Annotated in this window: 12 protein-coding genes; 8 read left to right on the top strand and 4 right to left on the bottom strand. The window is 61.1% G+C overall.

Features of this window, described 5'->3' with window-relative positions:
* Nucleotides 1-3: 3 nt before the first annotated feature.
* From ACFMO7_RS19415 to ACFMO7_RS19400, 4 genes are all read right to left on the bottom strand, one after another.
* Nucleotides 4-228, bottom strand: a complete 225-nt coding sequence (locus ACFMO7_RS19415; RefSeq protein ID WP_376797136.1) for a hypothetical protein — start codon at nucleotides 226-228, stop codon at nucleotides 4-6.
* A gap of 83 nt (nucleotides 229-311) precedes the next feature.
* Nucleotides 312-3188 (bottom strand): VirB4 family type IV secretion system protein, encoded by a 2877-nt coding sequence (locus tag ACFMO7_RS19410; RefSeq protein ID WP_376797135.1) that lies wholly within the window; start codon nucleotides 3186-3188, stop codon nucleotides 312-314.
* Nucleotides 3189-3371: 183 nt separating this feature from the next.
* On the bottom strand, nucleotides 3372-3620 hold the full coding sequence (locus ACFMO7_RS19405; RefSeq protein ID WP_376797134.1) for a hypothetical protein: 249 nt from the start codon (nucleotides 3618-3620) through the stop codon (nucleotides 3372-3374).
* Nucleotides 3621-3679: 59 nt separating this feature from the next.
* Nucleotides 3680-4498, bottom strand: a complete 819-nt coding sequence (locus ACFMO7_RS19400; RefSeq protein ID WP_376797133.1) for a conjugal transfer protein TrbL family protein — start codon at nucleotides 4496-4498, stop codon at nucleotides 3680-3682.
* 989 nt (nucleotides 4499-5487) lie between these two features.
* On the opposite strand from ACFMO7_RS19400, the gene ACFMO7_RS19395 reads away from it, so the two are divergent.
* From ACFMO7_RS19395 to ACFMO7_RS19360, 8 genes are all read left to right on the top strand, one after another.
* Nucleotides 5488-6171: a hypothetical protein gene (locus ACFMO7_RS19395; protein ID WP_376797132.1), complete on the top strand. Its 684-nt coding sequence runs from the start codon at nucleotides 5488-5490 to the stop codon at nucleotides 6169-6171.
* A gap of 199 nt (nucleotides 6172-6370) precedes the next feature.
* Nucleotides 6371-7174, top strand: coding sequence for a hypothetical protein (locus ACFMO7_RS19390; protein WP_376797131.1), 804 nt, complete (start codon nucleotides 6371-6373; stop codon nucleotides 7172-7174).
* 1065 nt (nucleotides 7175-8239) lie between these two features.
* The gene (locus ACFMO7_RS19385; RefSeq protein ID WP_376797144.1) at nucleotides 8240-9232 is read left to right on the top strand and encodes a bifunctional DNA primase/polymerase; all 993 of its coding nucleotides are present in this window, start codon (nucleotides 8240-8242) and stop codon (nucleotides 9230-9232) included.
* 203 nt (nucleotides 9233-9435) lie between these two features.
* Nucleotides 9436-10473 (top strand): hypothetical protein, encoded by a 1038-nt coding sequence (locus ACFMO7_RS19380; RefSeq protein WP_376797130.1) that lies wholly within the window; start codon nucleotides 9436-9438, stop codon nucleotides 10471-10473.
* Between the two features lie 111 nt (nucleotides 10474-10584).
* Nucleotides 10585-11442 (top strand): hypothetical protein, encoded by an 858-nt coding sequence (locus ACFMO7_RS19375; protein ID WP_376797129.1) that lies wholly within the window; start codon nucleotides 10585-10587, stop codon nucleotides 11440-11442.
* 59 nt (nucleotides 11443-11501) lie between these two features.
* Nucleotides 11502-15872 carry a DUF6094 domain-containing protein gene (locus ACFMO7_RS19370; RefSeq protein WP_376797128.1) on the top strand — a complete coding sequence of 1457 codons (4371 nt, stop codon included), beginning with the start codon at nucleotides 11502-11504 and terminating at the stop codon, nucleotides 15870-15872.
* A 231-nt stretch (nucleotides 15873-16103) separates the two neighbouring features.
* Nucleotides 16104-16655, top strand: coding sequence for a hypothetical protein (locus ACFMO7_RS19365; protein ID WP_287270193.1), 552 nt, complete (start codon nucleotides 16104-16106; stop codon nucleotides 16653-16655).
* The coding region (locus ACFMO7_RS19360; protein ID WP_376797127.1) for a hypothetical protein at nucleotides 16652-16934 on the top strand (283 nt) is incomplete at its 3' end. The genes ACFMO7_RS19365 and ACFMO7_RS19360, both read left to right, overlap by 4 nt.

Raw genomic sequence — 16934 nt, 5'->3', positions numbered from 1 at the left:
CAGTCAAATTGCCCGCTGCCAGCGTGTCGGAGCCAGAGATGCTGGAGACTCCGCTGACGCAGTGGCTCGTTCGTGAAAAGCGGTGCTGGTCCTCTCCCGATCCTCGATCCCACTCCTGCTCACGCCCAGGGATGCAGAGAGGAGCAGAACGATCGCATACTGCAGCAAGTAACGAGTGCATCGGCGACGGCTGTCGTCTTCCTGGGCGCGCGTTCGAAGATGAAGCATCGAGGCAATGCCTCCTTTCTCTCAGGTTGTCCATCTGCCTGGCTGTAGGGAAAGGCAACTGATTCGGGACCTGGCTCCTGGCCCTACAGAGAGCCTCTGGGCTGTGCCCGCCCTACACGTGCCAGGCGTTGGCGATCACGAGGATCAGTGGTCAGCAAAGCCTGCAACAGTGGGCTATGGCGGTACGTGACCACATCGAGCGGGGCCAGTTCCCTGCCGCAGCGGAAGACCACCCGGCCTGGACGAGCCTCTTCCAGCACTCGCTCTAATTCATCCGGCAGCTGCAACCGCTGCGCTGCCTGCCGTTGCATGCCGAGCAGAAACCACGTACCGCTATTGGCCAGCACGACCTGTCCGGCCTCCAGAAAGTCGGCAGGATGCTGGCTGATTGTGATCTGGGCAATGCCGAGCTTGCGGAAGCCACGAGCTCCCGCTTCCAGATAGCGACGGCCTGCCGGGTGCTTGAGCAAGTACGAAGCCTCCTCTACGACGTAGGCCAGATAGTGCTCTCCTCCTTGCACTGCGCGATAGCGCTGCACAAAGTTGTGAATCACGTAGTTCATGAAGGGGTACCAGCGCTCATCGAGTTTACCAATCGCGAAGATGGTCAAAGGGGCGAGTGTCAATCTGGTATGCCCAGGAAACAAGTAGGCAACCTGTTCGAAGCGCTCGACCAGCATCTCTCGCTGCACTTCAGACGCTGTCGGCACGGTGCGCAGCATTGTCAGAAAGTCGGCAAACGTGGGTGGTTCGGCCAGGAGGACCTGGGGGTCCGTGCGAATGGCATCCATGTGCAACCCCCGCGCTGCGTAGGCCAGACGCGCCGCGTGCGTGAGCGCAGCTTCCTGGGCCCTGGAAAGCGCTTCTCCATAGAGTAAGGCCAGCCCGGACAGTAAGTGCTGCTCGATGTGCTCTGCTACCAGGTCGACGGGATCAGCCAGATCCACATCCCCGGGACCATAGGGCAGTTCCAGCGGATTGATCGGACAGTGTCCGGCCAGATTGATCCGCTGGCTTGCCCCCCCGAGCGCTGCATGGATGGCGTCATAGTCTCCGTCGCGATCGAGAACCACGACATCGGCGGTGCGCGTGCACAGCAGACCCAGTATCAAGGTCTTCGCCAGCCACGACTTGCCCATCCCGGATTCACCGCAGATCACGATGTGTGGGTTGGGCAGCCGCTTGGTGTCATCCCACGGATTGAGGTAGACTGGCAGAGCAACAGCTGCTCCCTGCGGTCCCTGGCGAGAGGTCCCCAGATAGGCCCCGCTGGGCGTGCCCACTCGCCCGTTCGACCAGCTCAGACAGGTGGCAACCACGTCCGAGGGAAGCGTGGTCGCCTCCTGCGAGATGGCCGCGGGCAACGTCTGCGTCATAGGCGCCGGAAGGCAGGCGCGCCATCCCAGGTCATGGCGATACGCCAGTGCACGCACCCGCACTTGCTGGTCGCGCAGATGGGCCAGCAGATACCGGGCGCGCTCTTCCAACCGCTCGAGCGTCGAAGCGTGAACCGCCAGCAGGAGTTGGATTGAGTGGAGGGTCAGGGTTTTGCTCGCCAGGGCCTCGATGAGCGCGCGCAACTGGGCCGCTTCCAGCTCCACATCCGCTCGGGTCAGTCGGAGCGCCTTGCGGTCTGCCAGCCGCTGGCTTTCGAGTCGCGTCCGCTGCATCTCCAGGCGGCGGAGCATGATCCGACTAGGCAACGGCTGACAGTGCAGCGTCACGATCAGAGGCATGCCCCCAAGACTGGTCAGCTCTTCGAGCCAGCCGTAGGAGAGTTCCGCAGGCAAGCCCTTCACTTCATACGTCCGTAGATACCGGCGCTGTTGCCCATGGGCTCCCACGCTAACCGAGAGCGCGTGCGCCGAGACCTCCACGGAGGAGGGGGCTAGTACCTCCGCCAGAGGCAGACCCGGGTCCAGTACTGCCTGGGGCCTCGGGCTGGCATAGGTCAGCAGCTGACCATGCAGGCCGCGCAGACGTTTCATCCAGCGACCTGTATGCGCACGAGGCTCCTGCCGGCGGGGTCCCAGCACCACCTCAAAGGAGGGAACAGAGGTGCCCGGTGCCAGGCAAGAGGCGAAGGCGCTCAGAAAGGCCGTGGCGTCCAGCAGCCTGACCTGCAGGTCGAGCGCCTCCAACCCGGCTTTGACTATCGCGAGCCGGATGCGCAGCGCGCGTTCAACTTCGACCTCGGCCACTGGCCTTGGCCGGCGAGGTGTCAGCAAAGCAAGCACGCGCTGCAGCAGGGAGCTGTCCTGGTCTTCTTGCTGACTCCTGGCCACCTCATGGCTGGACACAGAGACCACGGCCAAGTGACGAATGTTGCTACAATGCGCGTGCTGGTGGCGCTGTTCCTGCAAGCTCTCTCGCTGGAGGTGCTGCAGCTGCGACCAGGCATCCAGCTGATCCAGGGCCTGCTGTTGAGCCTCCAGCGCGGGATCACGAGCGGGGTCAAGTGGCTCTACAATCCACAGGAACTTCACCGGAAAGCTGAGTCCATCCAGGAAGCGCTGGCAGCGGCTCAAGAGCTGCTCTTGCTCGTGCTGGGGGAGTAGCCGCAGCGTGGAGCTGCTCCGCAGTTCGAGAATGGCCCAGCACGTCAGCGCCGTGATACGCCCATCTGATCCCCGCGTACTACTGCAGGCTATGCTTCCTCGCAGTTCCCCAGCGGGGACCCAGTGTTGGCTGGCGACCGGCTCCTCGCCGGGCCGGACACGGCGCACTGCTCTGGCAGACGGGGGACGAAAGCGAGCCTGTTTGGGGAGCCACCAGAAGCGACCTCGCAGATACAACCAGCAGACCAGAGAAACGCCTCCCACCCGACCGTGGACCAACAGCAGGACGCCTGACAGGAAGATGCCTGCCACCCAGAGGCGGGAAATGAAGGACATGCCCCCAGTCAAGGCCAGGAGCAAGACCCCCGCAGCCAGATCCGAGAGCAGCTGGGTGAGCGTCATGCCAAAGATGCGCTCCTCGAACTGGAGCAGCTGACTGGGAACCGCCCGGTGTGTGCCTGATGTGTCCTTGAGCATCGCAGTCAGGCCCGGTGGACAGGCTGCTCCGCCGTCGGGCAGGCAGTGGTGCCCTGTCCCGTTCCCGGGCCTCCTCCTTTCTATCTATTTATGCTGTGCGTGGCTCAATCAGAGCATCTGTCCAAGGCTGGTGGCGAGTTGCACAAAGGCCCCGGCAGCCGCGATGATTGCAGCGCACAGAAAGACCCGTTTGAGATGGCTCCAGCGCTCCGCCCGCGCGGCTGGAGACGTATCCTGATCGAGCATGATCTTGACGGCGTAGATCGCTACCAGCAGTCCTGCAATGGTAATGCCAATTCTTGCAGCATTCTGTTGTAATTGTGCTATGACTGTATTCAGGTTGTTCAAGGTGTTCATCTCAATACTCCTCCATTCTTTCGCGTGAATATGCATCGTGTGTCCAATGCTTATGCCTTCTAGGCAAGCAAGACGACGGCTCGAGAAGCCAGGCTCACCAGCGTGCTCAAGGCTCCACGACCACTGGCACCGGCTCCGAAGCGCTCGAGTAACCTGGGAACCGATGCGGTAAAATTCATCATGGCTGCTGCCAGCAGGAAGCCGGGCAGTCCTGTCTGCCGCGAGCTGAGAAGCAGTTGGAAGCCAAGGGTAAAAGCAAGGAGCTGAAGGAACTGCTCAAAGAGTGTGACAACGTAGAGGCGCAGCCAGGCCGAGAAAACCACGGAAGTGGCCGGGTAGATCAGGCAAAGAAAGGCTGGTCCACTCAACACAAAGAGTACATCCAATCGGACGACGCGAGCGATCGCCTGGAACAGCCAGCGGAAGAGGCCAATGCCGAAGATGATGGTCACAACAGCCCAGAGAACGAAGAACGTGCCTGAATCTAGCCCGCGCCCACGGGTGAGGGTCTGGATAAACGAAGCTGTGCTGATCGGAAGCAGGTCACAAAGCAGGTTGTTGATCTGAATCAGCTGCTCTCCCAGGAAGGCTGAGCTATGCATTAAGAGGATGCTCACCAGGGTTCGGCCCACGAACTGGCCCATGGGCATGCGCATGGACCCAGTGGCATCGCTCTGCATAATCTGGATCGTTCCAACGATGATCACAAGCCCCAGCATGCCATCGGAGAGTGCCAGGAGTGTTCTCCATATGAGCATCACAGTCTCATTCTGCGTGGTCAACGCAGGCGAGGTCGTAAAGAGCAGGCTATTAAGCAGAGGCATGAATGGATTGAAGTTCGTGTTGAGCGTGAGCAGGATTCTGAGCAGTTCATCCATGATACTTCCCCCTTTAGCTGCTGGCTGCTCCTGAGCCACTATTGCGATGATCTTCCGCCATATCTGGGAAGTGGGCAAGGCAGAGGGCAGCAGCGCAGCCTGTGCAGCTCACGGAGAGCATACCAGGTGCAAGCAGAACTGCAGGGAAACACGAGCAGTATCCGGGGGAGCGACCAATGGGAAGGAAGGTGGAACGCTCCTGGAACGCGCGGAGAATGGAAGAAGACTCTCCTCTTTCCTGATGGGCTACGGTAGTTCCCTTTGCCAGCGAACTATGGACAAAAGGGGGGCCCAAAGGTGCAGTGGCTAGAGAAATCTCAGAGGAGTTGGCAAGCGGCGTACGCCCTCGTGTCAGAGTGTGGCACTCATCTATTTTGCTCCACAGAATGAGTATCTCCTGTGGTCGCCTAAGACGCTTCCTTGTCACAGGCTCAGTGTCTGACGCTGACAAAATAGCTGGCTGGCTCTCTTTGCTTCTGGTCAGCCGTCCTTCGCTGGTTGTCTTCTTCCAGCGGCTGGGCGGGACCCGCTAGTGACAAGCAATGCTTGGCTTGGGTCTCTGCTAACGGAACCAGAGCAAGTGTGTTGCTGACCCGGTGTTGCTCAAGCAGGTGCCGCCTCCTGTCTCACGCACGAGGTGGGAACCTGTGTCTCTCTCTGCTAACCAGTGTGGAAGCGTAAAGCCACTCGTTTCCCCCAGGTACCAGCCGTCTCCTCTGACCAGCCCAGGTTTGTTCCTCTCTCGTTCCCCACGAAGTCGGCTTGCACATGGTAGACTCGCCGCTGTGGAAGCAATAGCGGCCACATGCTGACAAGCCATCCAGATCCAGTATGCTGTACAGCGTGCAGCGGGATCATCCGTCATGCCACCGGAGAAAGCCGTTCCAGAGCGATATGCCGGGGCATGGCAGGAGCACGCTGCCCTGGTATATCGCCTGACTGGCTGAATCGCCAGGCGCGCATGGCGACAGTCAAGAAGGAGGTATCTCATGCAGATGGACTGGAAGCGTTTCTCACTCTTGCTGCTAGCGGGCTTCTCCCTGGAGGTGCTGGCCACCGCGACGGGAGCAACAGTGCTCCTGAGTGGGGTTTTGAGGGCAGGAGAAATCCTGGTGGTGCTGCTGATTCTCGGAATGGCGACACCACGCTTCCTCAGCTGGCTCTACCAGCAAGGGCAGCAGCTGGTGGTGGGTCTGCACCGCTGGAGTATCCACCGCGCGCCAGGGCAAAAGGCTCTGGTCCCGAGGGAGGAGCTTGCGGACTTCCTGAAGCAAGTTGAAGAGATTGCGCAACGTGCGCAGGGATCTAGCAGAGTTCAGGGAGAGGCTTTGGCCAGACTCCTGACGCTCTGCGGGGTGGCTCAGGGGGACGAGTCCCACATTCAGCTGACGCCCTGGGCCTTGTACCAACTTCAGCACTGGCTACGCGAACTCAGAGAAGTGGAGCAGTATGAGCACTACCAGCGACAACGGCTCCGCTTTCAGGTATGTCAACTGAATATGCGACTGGTGCAGCTTGCCCCGATGGATCATCCAGGGTTATTGCTCCTCCGTGGTCAGATGCAGGTCATCCAGCAGCTCTCCGCCTTGTATCCTGCTGAGCCGCTGCTGAGGCTAGTGCAGCAGCTACGGGCGGAGCTGGAGCAGCTTTGCCAGCAGAGTAGTCGGTCGTAGCTCAACTGATATCGTCTTGTTCGTTGACTTTCGGTTTCTGCGGCTCTCTTGCGCAGCGACATCTACGCCATCCTGTGCTGTGCAGGAGTCCGGAGGGCCGTAAAGCCTTCGAGACATGCTGCTTCAGGACAGCCTGGCTGTTGCTCATCGCTGACAAGGGAGCCAGGAGCCGGGAAAGAACAGGAAAGGAGGTTCTCTCATGCAAGATCGGTACCCGCTCCTGGACCCCCAGACGAAGCAGATCACCAGGCACTTCCTCCAGAGCCTGAAGAATTCCCTGGCAGCTGCTCAGACTGGTCAACAGAGGCAGCTCCAGGAGGATCTCCAGGATCGGCAGAAGCGCCTGGCCTATCAAGAACGCCTGCTAGAGCAGGCTGCCCGTGACGGCTTGCTCTCGTCCACGGGGATTTCCCTCCTCCTGTCTCAGCTCAACACGTGGGCTGAGAAAGAGGCGCTCAAGATGGCTTTGAGATATCCATCGTTGGATCTCGCTGCTCAGGGAGGGGCGATCAGCTCAACTTTCCAATGGCAGCTTGCCCAGGAGATCCAGGCACGCTGGAGTGCCTTGCAGGTTCTCCAAGAGCATTCCTGGCAGCAGCGACAGAGCCATTATCAAGAGCAAGCAGGACACTGGCAAACGATCGCACGACAGGCGCTTGAAGAGCAGCGTCGACAGCAAGCGGCCCAGGTTCAATGGTGGACTCAGGTCCAACAGCAGGCTCAGCAGGCCCAACAACACTGGGCGGGGCTGGCCTACCGGGGCGCTGAGATAGTTCAGCATGGTCTGGAGCAGCAATATCGGTTTGCGGAACAGATCCACGGCCAGGCAGTCCAGCAACTCAGCGTGACTGCTCGACGACAGGAACTACTCGTCGAGCAGGCGGTCCGTCGGGCCGCTGTCCAGCGGTGGGGTACACGCTGTCTGCTACTGCTCGTCATCTTGATAGCTGGAGCAGCGCTCTTTGGGTGTGCGGCTCTAGCCGCCATCTATCTACTGCCCTGACCCTCCTGGGAGTGAGGAGGTTTATCCAGACACTCCCCCCGATCGAGAGCAGTCGGGGATAGGCAACTGCTCTCGGCTTTGAAGTGCGCAGTTGAGTGGAGCCCTGTGGCTCTGGCTCCTGTCTCATTTGATGGTTGAGTGAGCACGCTCCCCGCTCGGATGAGGTAGAGGGCTAGAAGAGCTTCATAGCGCTTACGCTCCTCGTACCGCTCAGAGCCTCTTGAACAATGGATGCCTCAAACAAGATCAAGCAGAGCACTGGTTGCAGCCCTTTGTTGGGCTCCCGTCTCTCTTGATCTTTTCTTTTCTGGTTATTGGGGGCTTTCCTTTGGCCTGGTCGGATGGCGGGCTCGCAGGTAACCCAGCTGCCCCGTGAGGCTGGGACAGGGCTGAAGCAAAGACCGGGCAACCAGACGCTCTGATCAGAAGATCGCTACAGAAGCGCACTCGCCGTGGACGGTGGCCCCCTGGGGAGTGGGATCTCGCCCGGGATCGATCTGAGGCGGCGGCGGGTTCCTCTCCCGTTCCGTTGCCGTTCCCTTCAGGTTCCAGGCGCGTCCCTGGGGCAGCAGGTAGAGTAGAGTGCAGTGAACTGTGAGACCCCGCCAAGGGAAAGCACAGGCAACGGCTGAGTGGCTGAGGTCAGTGCACCTCCTGCGCGTCCTTGCCCCGGTTGCCCTGTCGCGTTCCAGTCTCGGTGCCCCATCGATGGCAGGCACCAGCGATCAGTCAGATCACCTGCTCCGCAGCAACGAATCGAATGCCTGCGTTGAGCCTGCTGCAGGTCTGACGTAGCGCGTCTCTTGAGATCATGTATCGTGGTCCGTTCCTGAAAGTGCGTTGCTGGAGTGCGTCTAGTGGAACAGGCATCTCATCTCCCTGCGAGCGAAGCGGATCAGGAGAGCGGGAAAACGCTCTCCGATGGGTCCTGGGACCCTGGTTCGTGTACTCGCCCGGAGGGAAACATATCAGCCAGGGGCGCGGACAAAGAGCCGGGTAACCAGGCGGACAATGATTGCCTGTTACTGAGCTCGGCGCTTGCCGGGTCCTCTTCTGCTTGGCACGATGAACACCGACAACGACAGAATCCTGCAAACAGCCCATGCGGCGCTGGCAGTGGGAATCAGCCTCGTTCCTATTCGCGGTGATGGGAGTAAACGACCTGCTATCGCCTGGAAACCCTTCCAGGAGCGGTTGCCGACGCCGAGAGAGGTCGATGCATGGTTCCGACGCCCTGGTCTGTGGGGTCTGGCACTGGTCACCGGGCAGGTCAGTGGCCACCTCATTGCTATCGACTTTGATGATGAGGCGGCCTTTCTCGCCTGGATGGCACGTCTTCGGCAGGATCAGCGACTCCACATCCTTTATGAGGAAATAGCCTGTGGCTACGAGGAGCGCACCCCGAAAGGGGGCAGGCACCTCCTCTTGCGCTGTCTGCCTCGCTCGCCCATTGGGCGAAGCCAGGTGCTGGCCCGCTCCCATCAGGGAGACGTCCTTGTGGAGACACGCGAGGAGGGAGCCATCATCATTGTCGCACCCTCGGCAGGGAGCGTGCACCCCACGGGCAGGCCCTATATCCTGCTGCGCGGAGGGGTGGATTCCATTCGGACGATCGATCCTGTCCAATTGGAGGAGATCTTTCATTCCTTGCGCGTCCTGGATAAGCGGGGTGCACCGAACTGCACCCAACCGTCTATCCTGCCGACCGCTGGCCCCCGAGGGCCTCTTCAGCTTGCAGAAAACCGGCCCGGAGATCTCTTTAATCGCGACCCACAGGTCACCTGGGAGAGCATCTTGCTGCCCAAAGGCTGGGAGTTGGTGCGGACAGTCAGTGGGGAGGGCTACTGGCGCCACCCGGGGAAGCGCGGACCGCACTATTCTGCAACCACCAATCATGGTGGGGACGGCAAACTCCACGTCTTCTCCACCTCGGCCCCTCTTCCCCCGGGCAGCTATAGCCGGTTTGCTGCCTATGCCCTGCTCTATCACGGCGGAAACTTCCAGGCCGCAGCGAAAGCGCTGAAGCAGCGCTACCGCTCATTCCCGCCAGCTGAATAGCAAGCCAGTAGCAGCGCCGTTCCTTCCCCTCGTTGCAGCGCACATCACACCGTGTGCGCTACCTTTCCATCTTCATCTTCTACTTGTTTTGTCCCATGTACTGGCAAGCTTCTGACCTATCCTCTGCCAGACAATGCCAGTTGTGCTCTCTCCCATTCTCCTTCGACCACCCTATCTCATGCGAAAAGAAAGGAGCTCTGGTGATGACAACGGACGCTACACGTGAAACCTTTGCTCATACGCTCGCTCATATGTCTGCTGATGAGCTGGAGCAGGCGCGCGCACGCTACGAAAAGTTCAGCCTGGCCAGGACCGTTCCCTTCCCTGGTTATCGACGCAGGCATGCAATCCTTCGTCGTCTCTGTGGGGTTTACCCTTGTAGGCGCTCGATTCCTCACTGGTGGTACACCATGCTGGATGAGCTGGTCTCTTCTTGTTCCTCTGCTGACACCCCACTGATCGATCTCCTACGGGAGATTGGGGAGGAGGAATTCTACGGCGGTTGTTTACTCGGGACTCATGTAGTTGACTTCAAAGAGCTGGGCAGCCGTTTTGTCTCCCGACCTGCCTGGTCCCGGAGTCCACGCCTGGCTAGAATCTTGCAGGCTTTTCTTGAGCAGGCGGCAATGACTGAAGAGGGGAGGCAACGCTTCCTTCGCTGGTACCAGAATCGCGGAAGCAAGGAGGAGCCGCCAGTCTTCATTGTCAGTGCCCACGCGTGGGATATCCTCAGCATGGGAAGTGGCAAAAGCTATCGGACGTGTCAGGCACTGGATGGAGACGCGGTGCAGCGCCGGCAGCTTCCGGCCAATTTGCTTGACAGCGGAATGCTTGTCGCCTACATTCCATCCTCTCTGGAAGCTATTCAGGACCGCTGGACCCTACAGCGCATGCAGGCGCGGTGTATCCTGCGACTGCTGTTCTGCCGCCACCGGTGGCTCATCTACATTGATCGCTGCTACGGAGATACTTCCCTCTCTGACTCGCTCCGGAAGGGGATCACGCAGCTGCTGCAGCAGCACGGGATTACGTATTGGTATAGGGGCCTCTTTCCCTTCTCTGAGGAGGACGATTACTGCCTGGCCAAAGGGCCGTTGCAGTTCTTTCCCGGGCCGCTCTTCTATCCCTATCTGGATGCAGAGCTGATGTGGCATGAGGTCTACCAACGGGGGCGAACGTACCACCGCCTGCAAGGCTCTCTCTGGCTGCCGCGGGTCCAACGCTCGGACGCGAATCACTGAGCTCTGTTGACCTGTTCTCCTGACCTTTTCCCTCTCGGTGCTTTCCTCGCAAGCCATCTGTTTCCAGGCACATCATCAGCGCCATCAATAGATGCAAGAAGGAGTGATGCTATGTCTAAGCAGCAGCATCGTCAGCGCCATCGTCGGTATCAGGTGCCTCCAGGGATCGTGGAGCACACTGCTCTCCCCAGGATCGGAGTAGCGCCTTCTGGGAAACGGTACTCTGCAGCGGGGGAGCTAGAGTATGCGGCCTTTGTGCATGGCTATATTGCCGGAGAACCCCTCTGGGATGAGCAGCAGGGTCGGGAGGTCCATCCCCTCTTCTTGCTGTCTCTGGTGGGGGCTCCTGGGGACAGCCCCGTGCTACGAGGCTTGTTCGCGGCTTTAGTGAATACGCCTCCACGCCCGGTGACGATCGAGGGGATGGGATCAGTGGTGCTGGCCCATCAGGTCGCTCCGCTCAAGGACCAGGGGCCCTGGCACTGGACCTACAGTCAGGTCAGCCTGGGGGACCTGGGCCTGCATGCCCTTATCGAGTGCCCAGAGCTCACGCTGCCAGACCCGAGGAGTGTTCAACAGCCTGCTTCCACATCAGGCACTTCAAACGGAGCCACGTTGCCAGCGGTCTCCTGTCGCCCGTTTCTGTTGCTGGTTCCGGATCAGCAGACAGAGGAAGCATATCTCCAGCGGCTGGATCGGCGGGTGCCGTGGCCCCTGCATGAGCGCTGGGCTGCCTGGCTCTGGCAAGTCGCCCAGCGGCGGAAGTGGGTAACTCCCCTCACCGTTCGCTGGTTTTTCCCCCAGGCAAGTGGGGAAGCCGAGGCCCCCTGCGCGGTTCAGTCGACTGAACCGCCACCGCAACCGATTTTTGCCTCCGCCTGGCTCTGCCAGCCCGAAGCCGCTGATGTACTTGCAGACATCCAGGCGGGCTTGCAGGCTGGCGTGCTGGATCGATTAACCGACATCTAGTCAGAAAGGAGGTGGACACGCTTGCTCGTGCGTGTTCACCTCCAGGAGGTGGAAAAAGTATGGCACGTCTTTCTGCTCAAGTCAAGCTTGAATTTTTCCCCACTCCCTCGCACGTCGTGGAACGCCTTGCGGCGCTGCTGACCTTCCCTTCTGGTTTCTTTGCCCATGCCCGGCTACTCGACCCCTGCGCTGGCGATGGCCGGGCGCTAGCGCTCCTGGCACAGCGGTTGAAGGCGCGCTTCCAGCAAGATTACGGGGAAGAGGCGTCCTGCTCTCTTTCAACCTGGGGTATCGAGATCCAGACTTCGCTGGCCCGTCAGGCACGGAGTCGTCTGGATCGGGTTTTACACGGCAACTTTTTTCAGACCACCCTGTCATGGGCAGGATGGCAGCTAGCGTACCTCAATCCACCGTATGACTGGGATCAGATGACTGGCAAGCGGCTAGAGAGCGCCTTTCTCCAACGTGCCACCAGGCTCCTGTGCACGGAGGGCGTTCTCATCTTCATCATTCCGCAATGGGTCCTGCAAGAGCGGGAGGTAGCTGGATACCTGGCGGCACAGTATGACCAGCTCACCTGCTTCCGCTTTCCCGATCCCGAATATGAACAATTCAAGCAGGTCGTGCTGCTCGCTCGCCGTCGCCGAGCTCCCCTCCCGGCAGGAGCGCTGGCTGGCGAGCTCAAGCAACTGAGCAACTGGGCCAGGGCGGGAAAGGATATGCCTGTGCTGCCCGACGCCTCTGCCCCGGCCCAGGAGGGGCCACGCTGGCCTATCCCTCGCTGCCCGCTAGGCGAGCATCCCTGCTTTTACCTCGGACGTTTTGAACCAGACCGGCTGGCCAGGCAGCTCTGTTGGGAAGTGCAGACCGCCCGGCCTCTGACGGGGGTCTGGGCGAACCGGGACTGGTGGCAGGCCCATATCCCCCAGCCTGCTGCAACGGGAGATACGGGAACGACCAGTGACTGGTCCCCGCTGCATGCCTTCAAACCGGTCCACCTGGCGATGCTCGCGGCGGCTGGTCTGGCAGATCGCGCGCTCATCCGAGCGAGCAGCCAGCGGCTCCTCCTCAAAGGACAGACCTGGAAGGATCAGGTGACTTCGGTCGAAGAGACGCCAGAAGAGATCATCGAGAAGGTGAGCGACGTCTTCATGGGAACTCTTCAGGCGTTGGACCTGGACACAGGGGAGCTGCTGCTGATCCACCCTCCAGGACGCGAAGCCCCAATGCCCCCAGGCGTGGACCTGAAGCAGGTTCCCCATCGGCATGTCTCGCTGACGACCTTCCTGGACCAGTATGGCGCCGTGGTGCTCCAGGCCCTTCAGAAGCGCTACCCGCCGCTCTTCGCCTCAGAGACAGAGGTGCCCTGGGCTGAGGCAGCGTTCTCCCAGCTCCAGCGAGTTCCCCTGGGCAAGCAACGGGAAACGATCCTGGCACATGTGGTGGCTTTCACGCGCTCACCGTATTCGCGGCAACTGCTCTCCGCGGAAATGGGCAGCGGCAAGACCTTCATGGCCATCGCCACCGCCTTTGTGGCTGATCCCTATGCCTGTGGTGCCTGGACGTCCGTCCCTCGCCATCAGGCCCTCCACATGTTCCCCGCTCTGGTGTGCTGCCCCCCCATCCTGGCGAGAAAGTGGAAGCGCGAGCTGGAGGAGACCCTGCCTCCCTGGCCCCGGACCAAGGTCCTCATCGTCCATCCGGTGGAGCCTGCCCCCAGTCAGGCCCAGCATCGAGGGACAGAGGTGGAAGCAGAAGCAGCCAGGACTGCTCTGGAGGACTACCGCCGATTCGATACGTCCTCCTTGTTCACGGGAACCAGGTTGGGGCGTATCGAGTGCCTCGATCGAGCAGTGGCCTGTATCCGCCGCGATCTGGCGGCCTGGCGCCAGCAGGTGAAAAAGGCCCGGCAGCAGGGAAGCCCCCTTCCGCCGAAACCGATTCATGTGCTGATTGTCACCACCAGTGACGCCAAGCTGGGCTTTCCCTGGCAGCCAGCCTGGCATGCACTTCCTTTACGGACGGGGAATGCCCAGGGAGAGCAAGTGACCCTGGTGCGTGATGCTGAGGGCCGCCCCATCAGACTCCCTGCTTGTCCTTCCTGCTTCCGTCCGCTGCTCGCCCAGTCCAGCCGCGCCGCGCGTGCCAGGCAGGCGCAGACCAGGCACACTGTGCCAGCACTGCTGGCCTGGCATCAGCTCCAGGAGAGGTACGAGGAGGCTGGGCGAGCTGCTGGAGAGGCTCTGGAGGTGTCCTCGAGCCGCCTGCAGGAGTATTTGTGGGAGCAACCTGAATACAGGCGGCTTTGCGAAGAAGAACAACGGTATCGCCTTGGGGACCTTGCACCTGATGAGAGCGATCCAGGACTGACCACGCTCCTGGGTGCCATCCGGGAGCATCTACGAGAGCACGAAAGGATCACCGGTCAACCTGGGGAGCCGCCCCAGCTACAGCAATGCCAAAGGGGAGCGCAGACGGAGGAGGGAAGCTGCCGGAACTGGCAAACAGTACTCAACCGATATCTGCTTGCTTGCTCCACATGCCGGAGGCTGGCCTGTCAGCTCGACGCACTGCTCCGCGAGCGAGAGCTAACCTGTCGGGCCAGGAGGGAGGCCCTCTGCGAGCAACTAGCCAGACAGGACCCCATCTATCAGCAGCTGCTCAGGGAGCATCAGAGGCTCCTCACAGCCCGTCTCCATCAGCCTGGTCGTCCGACACTCGTGGAAGAGCTGGCGAGTTTGCCACACGAGCGTCTGGCCAGTGAAGAGCAGTTAGCCGGGAGACCGGAATGTCGGATCAAATACCGCTGTTGCTTCTGTGGCGAGGGTGCCTGGCAGGCAAAAGCGAGTGGGCAGCAGAAGCGTTATCCGCTGGCTGACTATCTCCGTCGGCGCTACCGGGGTTTCGGGCTGCTAATCGCGGACGAAGCCCACGAAGGAAGGGATGGCACGGCTCTGGGGCAAGCTCGCCAGAGCCTGATGGAGGCGTGCCGTGCCAGCCTTCTGCTGACAGGGACGCTCTCCAACGGCTTCGCCAGTAGTCTCTTCCGCCCCTGCTACCTGCTGTTGCCGGAGGTGCGACGAAAGTTCAACTGGGAGGATGAGCAGCGCTGGATCAAGCGCTACGGCTGTCTCCAGCGCATTCGCAAAAGCCGCCGGGAGGAGGTCGAAGCCGATGGGGCTCGCTCGCGGAGGGTGCAGCGGTTGGGCATGCCAGTGATCAAGGAAATTCCTGGCTTCAGCCCCGAAGGGATCGCGATCCTTACCCGGGTGAGCAGCTTCACAGATCTCCATGAAGTCGTATCTGATCTCGTCCTCTACCGGGAACAGGTCCAGTTAGTTCCCCTGGGGACTCCATTAGGGCCAGCGTATCACAGCTTTGAGCGTCAGATTACACAGGCCCTTCGGCGTCTGCTGGCCAGCGGAGACCGCTCCGCGTTGGCCCCGTGGTTCCAGGCACTGTTACTGTATCCGCTGTTCCCTTGGAGGCCGTGGAGTTGCTCAACCAGACATGGAACGGTATTGGGGAGTGCACAGGCCCTGCCGGAAGAGCTGTGCTATCCCCTGGAGCAGCGACTGCTCAGCCTGGTGCAGCGGGCCAGGCAGGAGGCACCAGTCCTCATTTATTGTGGGGAGACGGGTCGCTATGATCTCCTCCCCCGGCTCAAACGTCTGCTCGAACAGGAGCTGCGTCGCCCGAATGGCCAGCCGCTGCGGGTTGCGCTGCTGCGGGCTGACACGGTGGCACCCGTCGATCGCGAAGCCTGGCTTCGTCGTCTGGTGGCCGAAGGGGTCGATGTCCTGCTCACGAACCCGCGTCTGGTGAAGGTCGGCCTGGACCTGCTTGCCTTCCGGCGGATCATCTACTTCAGCTTTCCTGCCTCTGTCGCCGACCTGCGCCAATCGGCGCGCCGATCCTGGCGGCCAGGGCAGATGGGTGATGTCGAGGTCACCTTTCTGGCCTACGAGCAGACCATGAGCGAGCGTCTGCTGCACCATCTGGCCCGCAAAGCCAGGCAGGCACTGCTCGTAGAAGGAATGGAGTTCGGCGCCACCGATGGGGGGCTGGTGGCCCTGGGCAGCGAGGGAGAAGAGGAAGAGCAGGAAGGTCTGCTGCTGACCCTGGCTCGTGAAATGTTCGCCCTGCTGGAAGCCCAGGACGTGCAGCCGTCCCAACTGACCGGTGTGACCAGCCTGGACGACGCAGCTCAGGAACAGCACCGCCAGGACGCCGCGCCTCGAGAGACGCCTGGGGATGCCATGCTCCCCGCGCTCACGCCAGTTCAGACACCTCTCACTCCTTCCGAAGAGTGGACCCAGACGCCCCTGCCGGTCGGGGACGTGCTGCTGCTTCCCCTGCCGTTTGAAGATCTGCCCCTGGCTCCCCTTCCCCTTCCCGTAAAGGCGTCCCACCGGCGCCGTCGCCGGTAGTGCCTGGAGGATGTCAGACAAGCAGCAGGCCCTCGATCTGTCCCCTCTGCCCGTCTGCTGCCTCCCAGCAGCGCCAACGCAGTGGGCCTGCCTCAACAAGAGGCCTGCACAAGCGCCATCCCCGCCATCCACGTCCGAGCGAGGAGAGTGGGCAGGCGCTGGTTGGGTGCCGCATATCCCACGGACCGGCGAGAGCTGCTGCTCTCAACGAAAGCAACAAGGAGATCGACAATGGAAGAAGACGCAACGATGCCCCTCACGCTAGAAGAACGAGCGCGTCACGTATCCCTCAAAGCGGCTATTGATTATCTGGCTTCTGTCTGCGATGGGGCCTGTCGGAGAGACGGGGCTGGTTTCAGCGGCGTGGATGTTCGCCTGGGGCACTGGCTGGCGCGCCTGCCACTCGATGCCTGGCCGGATGCCGCCTTTGAGCGCGCCTGGAGGTTGGCGCAGAAGTACGCCCGGCAACTCCAGGAGGCCGGCATTGACCCGGCTTCATTGCCACGCCCATCAGCAGCAAGAGGCATGCATCATCTGGCCTTTCATCCTTCCGGCGAGGGCTTCATGGTGCTTTTCCCCTACAACACTGCGCTGATCGTGGCGCTGCGGCGCGCCTTTCCGCAGGCACGCTTCAGGCAAGATCCGGTCAAGCATTTCTTCCTGCCACGTGATCCGAATCCAGGGTCAGCGCTGTTGAGGTGGGCATGCTTCTACGAGTTCACGCTCGGCCCCGGTGTCCAGGCTGCCCTGGAGCGGCCAGATAGCAAGGAGCGAACAGAATGAAACGAGGTCATGCCCTGGAGCAGCTCTTCCAAAGGATCCAGGCGATCTGTGAGGCTGCGGGACTCCTCCTATCGCTGGAAGGCGCGTCTACCCCTCTCATTCGCCTGGACCTGGACAATGATCCATACGAGCCGCTGATCATCGCGACGTGGACTCCACCAGCACCCCTGCCCGGCGAGCGCTATCGGCTACAGGTGGCCCATGTGGGCTGGACCAGCCGAGGGCTGCCTTTTCCTGACCCTGAGCTTGAACTGGCCGTCATGGCCACTGGGGAAGCGC

Origin of the sequence: Thermogemmatispora sp., from assembly GCF_042408735.1 — a bacterium.
GTDB lineage: Bacteria > Chloroflexota > Ktedonobacteria > Ktedonobacterales > Ktedonobacteraceae > Thermogemmatispora.
Note: the sequence above shows the minus strand (reverse complement) of the source record. Positions and strands in the feature narration are given on the sequence as shown.

Bases quoted from the DNA above. Each gene is read 5' to 3' on its own strand.
- ACFMO7_RS19415 (WP_376797136.1), bottom strand. From the start codon at position 228: ATGCTTCATCTTCGAACGCGCGCCCAGGAAGACGACAGCCGTCGCCGA.
- ACFMO7_RS19410 (WP_376797135.1), bottom strand. From the start codon at position 3,188: ATGACGCTCACCCAGCTGCTCTCGGATCTGGCTGCGGGGGTCTTGCTC.
- ACFMO7_RS19405 (WP_376797134.1), bottom strand. From the start codon at position 3,620: ATGAACACCTTGAACAACCTGAATACAGTCATAGCACAATTACAACAG.
- ACFMO7_RS19400 (WP_376797133.1), bottom strand. From the start codon at position 4,498: ATGGATGAACTGCTCAGAATCCTGCTCACGCTCAACACGAACTTCAAT.
- ACFMO7_RS19395 (WP_376797132.1), top strand. From the start codon at position 5,488: ATGCAGATGGACTGGAAGCGTTTCTCACTCTTGCTGCTAGCGGGCTTC.
- ACFMO7_RS19390 (WP_376797131.1), top strand. From the start codon at position 6,371: ATGCAAGATCGGTACCCGCTCCTGGACCCCCAGACGAAGCAGATCACC.
- ACFMO7_RS19385 (WP_376797144.1), top strand. From the start codon at position 8,240: ATGAACACCGACAACGACAGAATCCTGCAAACAGCCCATGCGGCGCTG.
- ACFMO7_RS19380 (WP_376797130.1), top strand. From the start codon at position 9,436: ATGACAACGGACGCTACACGTGAAACCTTTGCTCATACGCTCGCTCAT.
- ACFMO7_RS19375 (WP_376797129.1), top strand. From the start codon at position 10,585: ATGTCTAAGCAGCAGCATCGTCAGCGCCATCGTCGGTATCAGGTGCCT.
- ACFMO7_RS19370 (WP_376797128.1), top strand. From the start codon at position 11,502: ATGGCACGTCTTTCTGCTCAAGTCAAGCTTGAATTTTTCCCCACTCCC.
- ACFMO7_RS19365 (WP_287270193.1), top strand. From the start codon at position 16,104: ATGGAAGAAGACGCAACGATGCCCCTCACGCTAGAAGAACGAGCGCGT.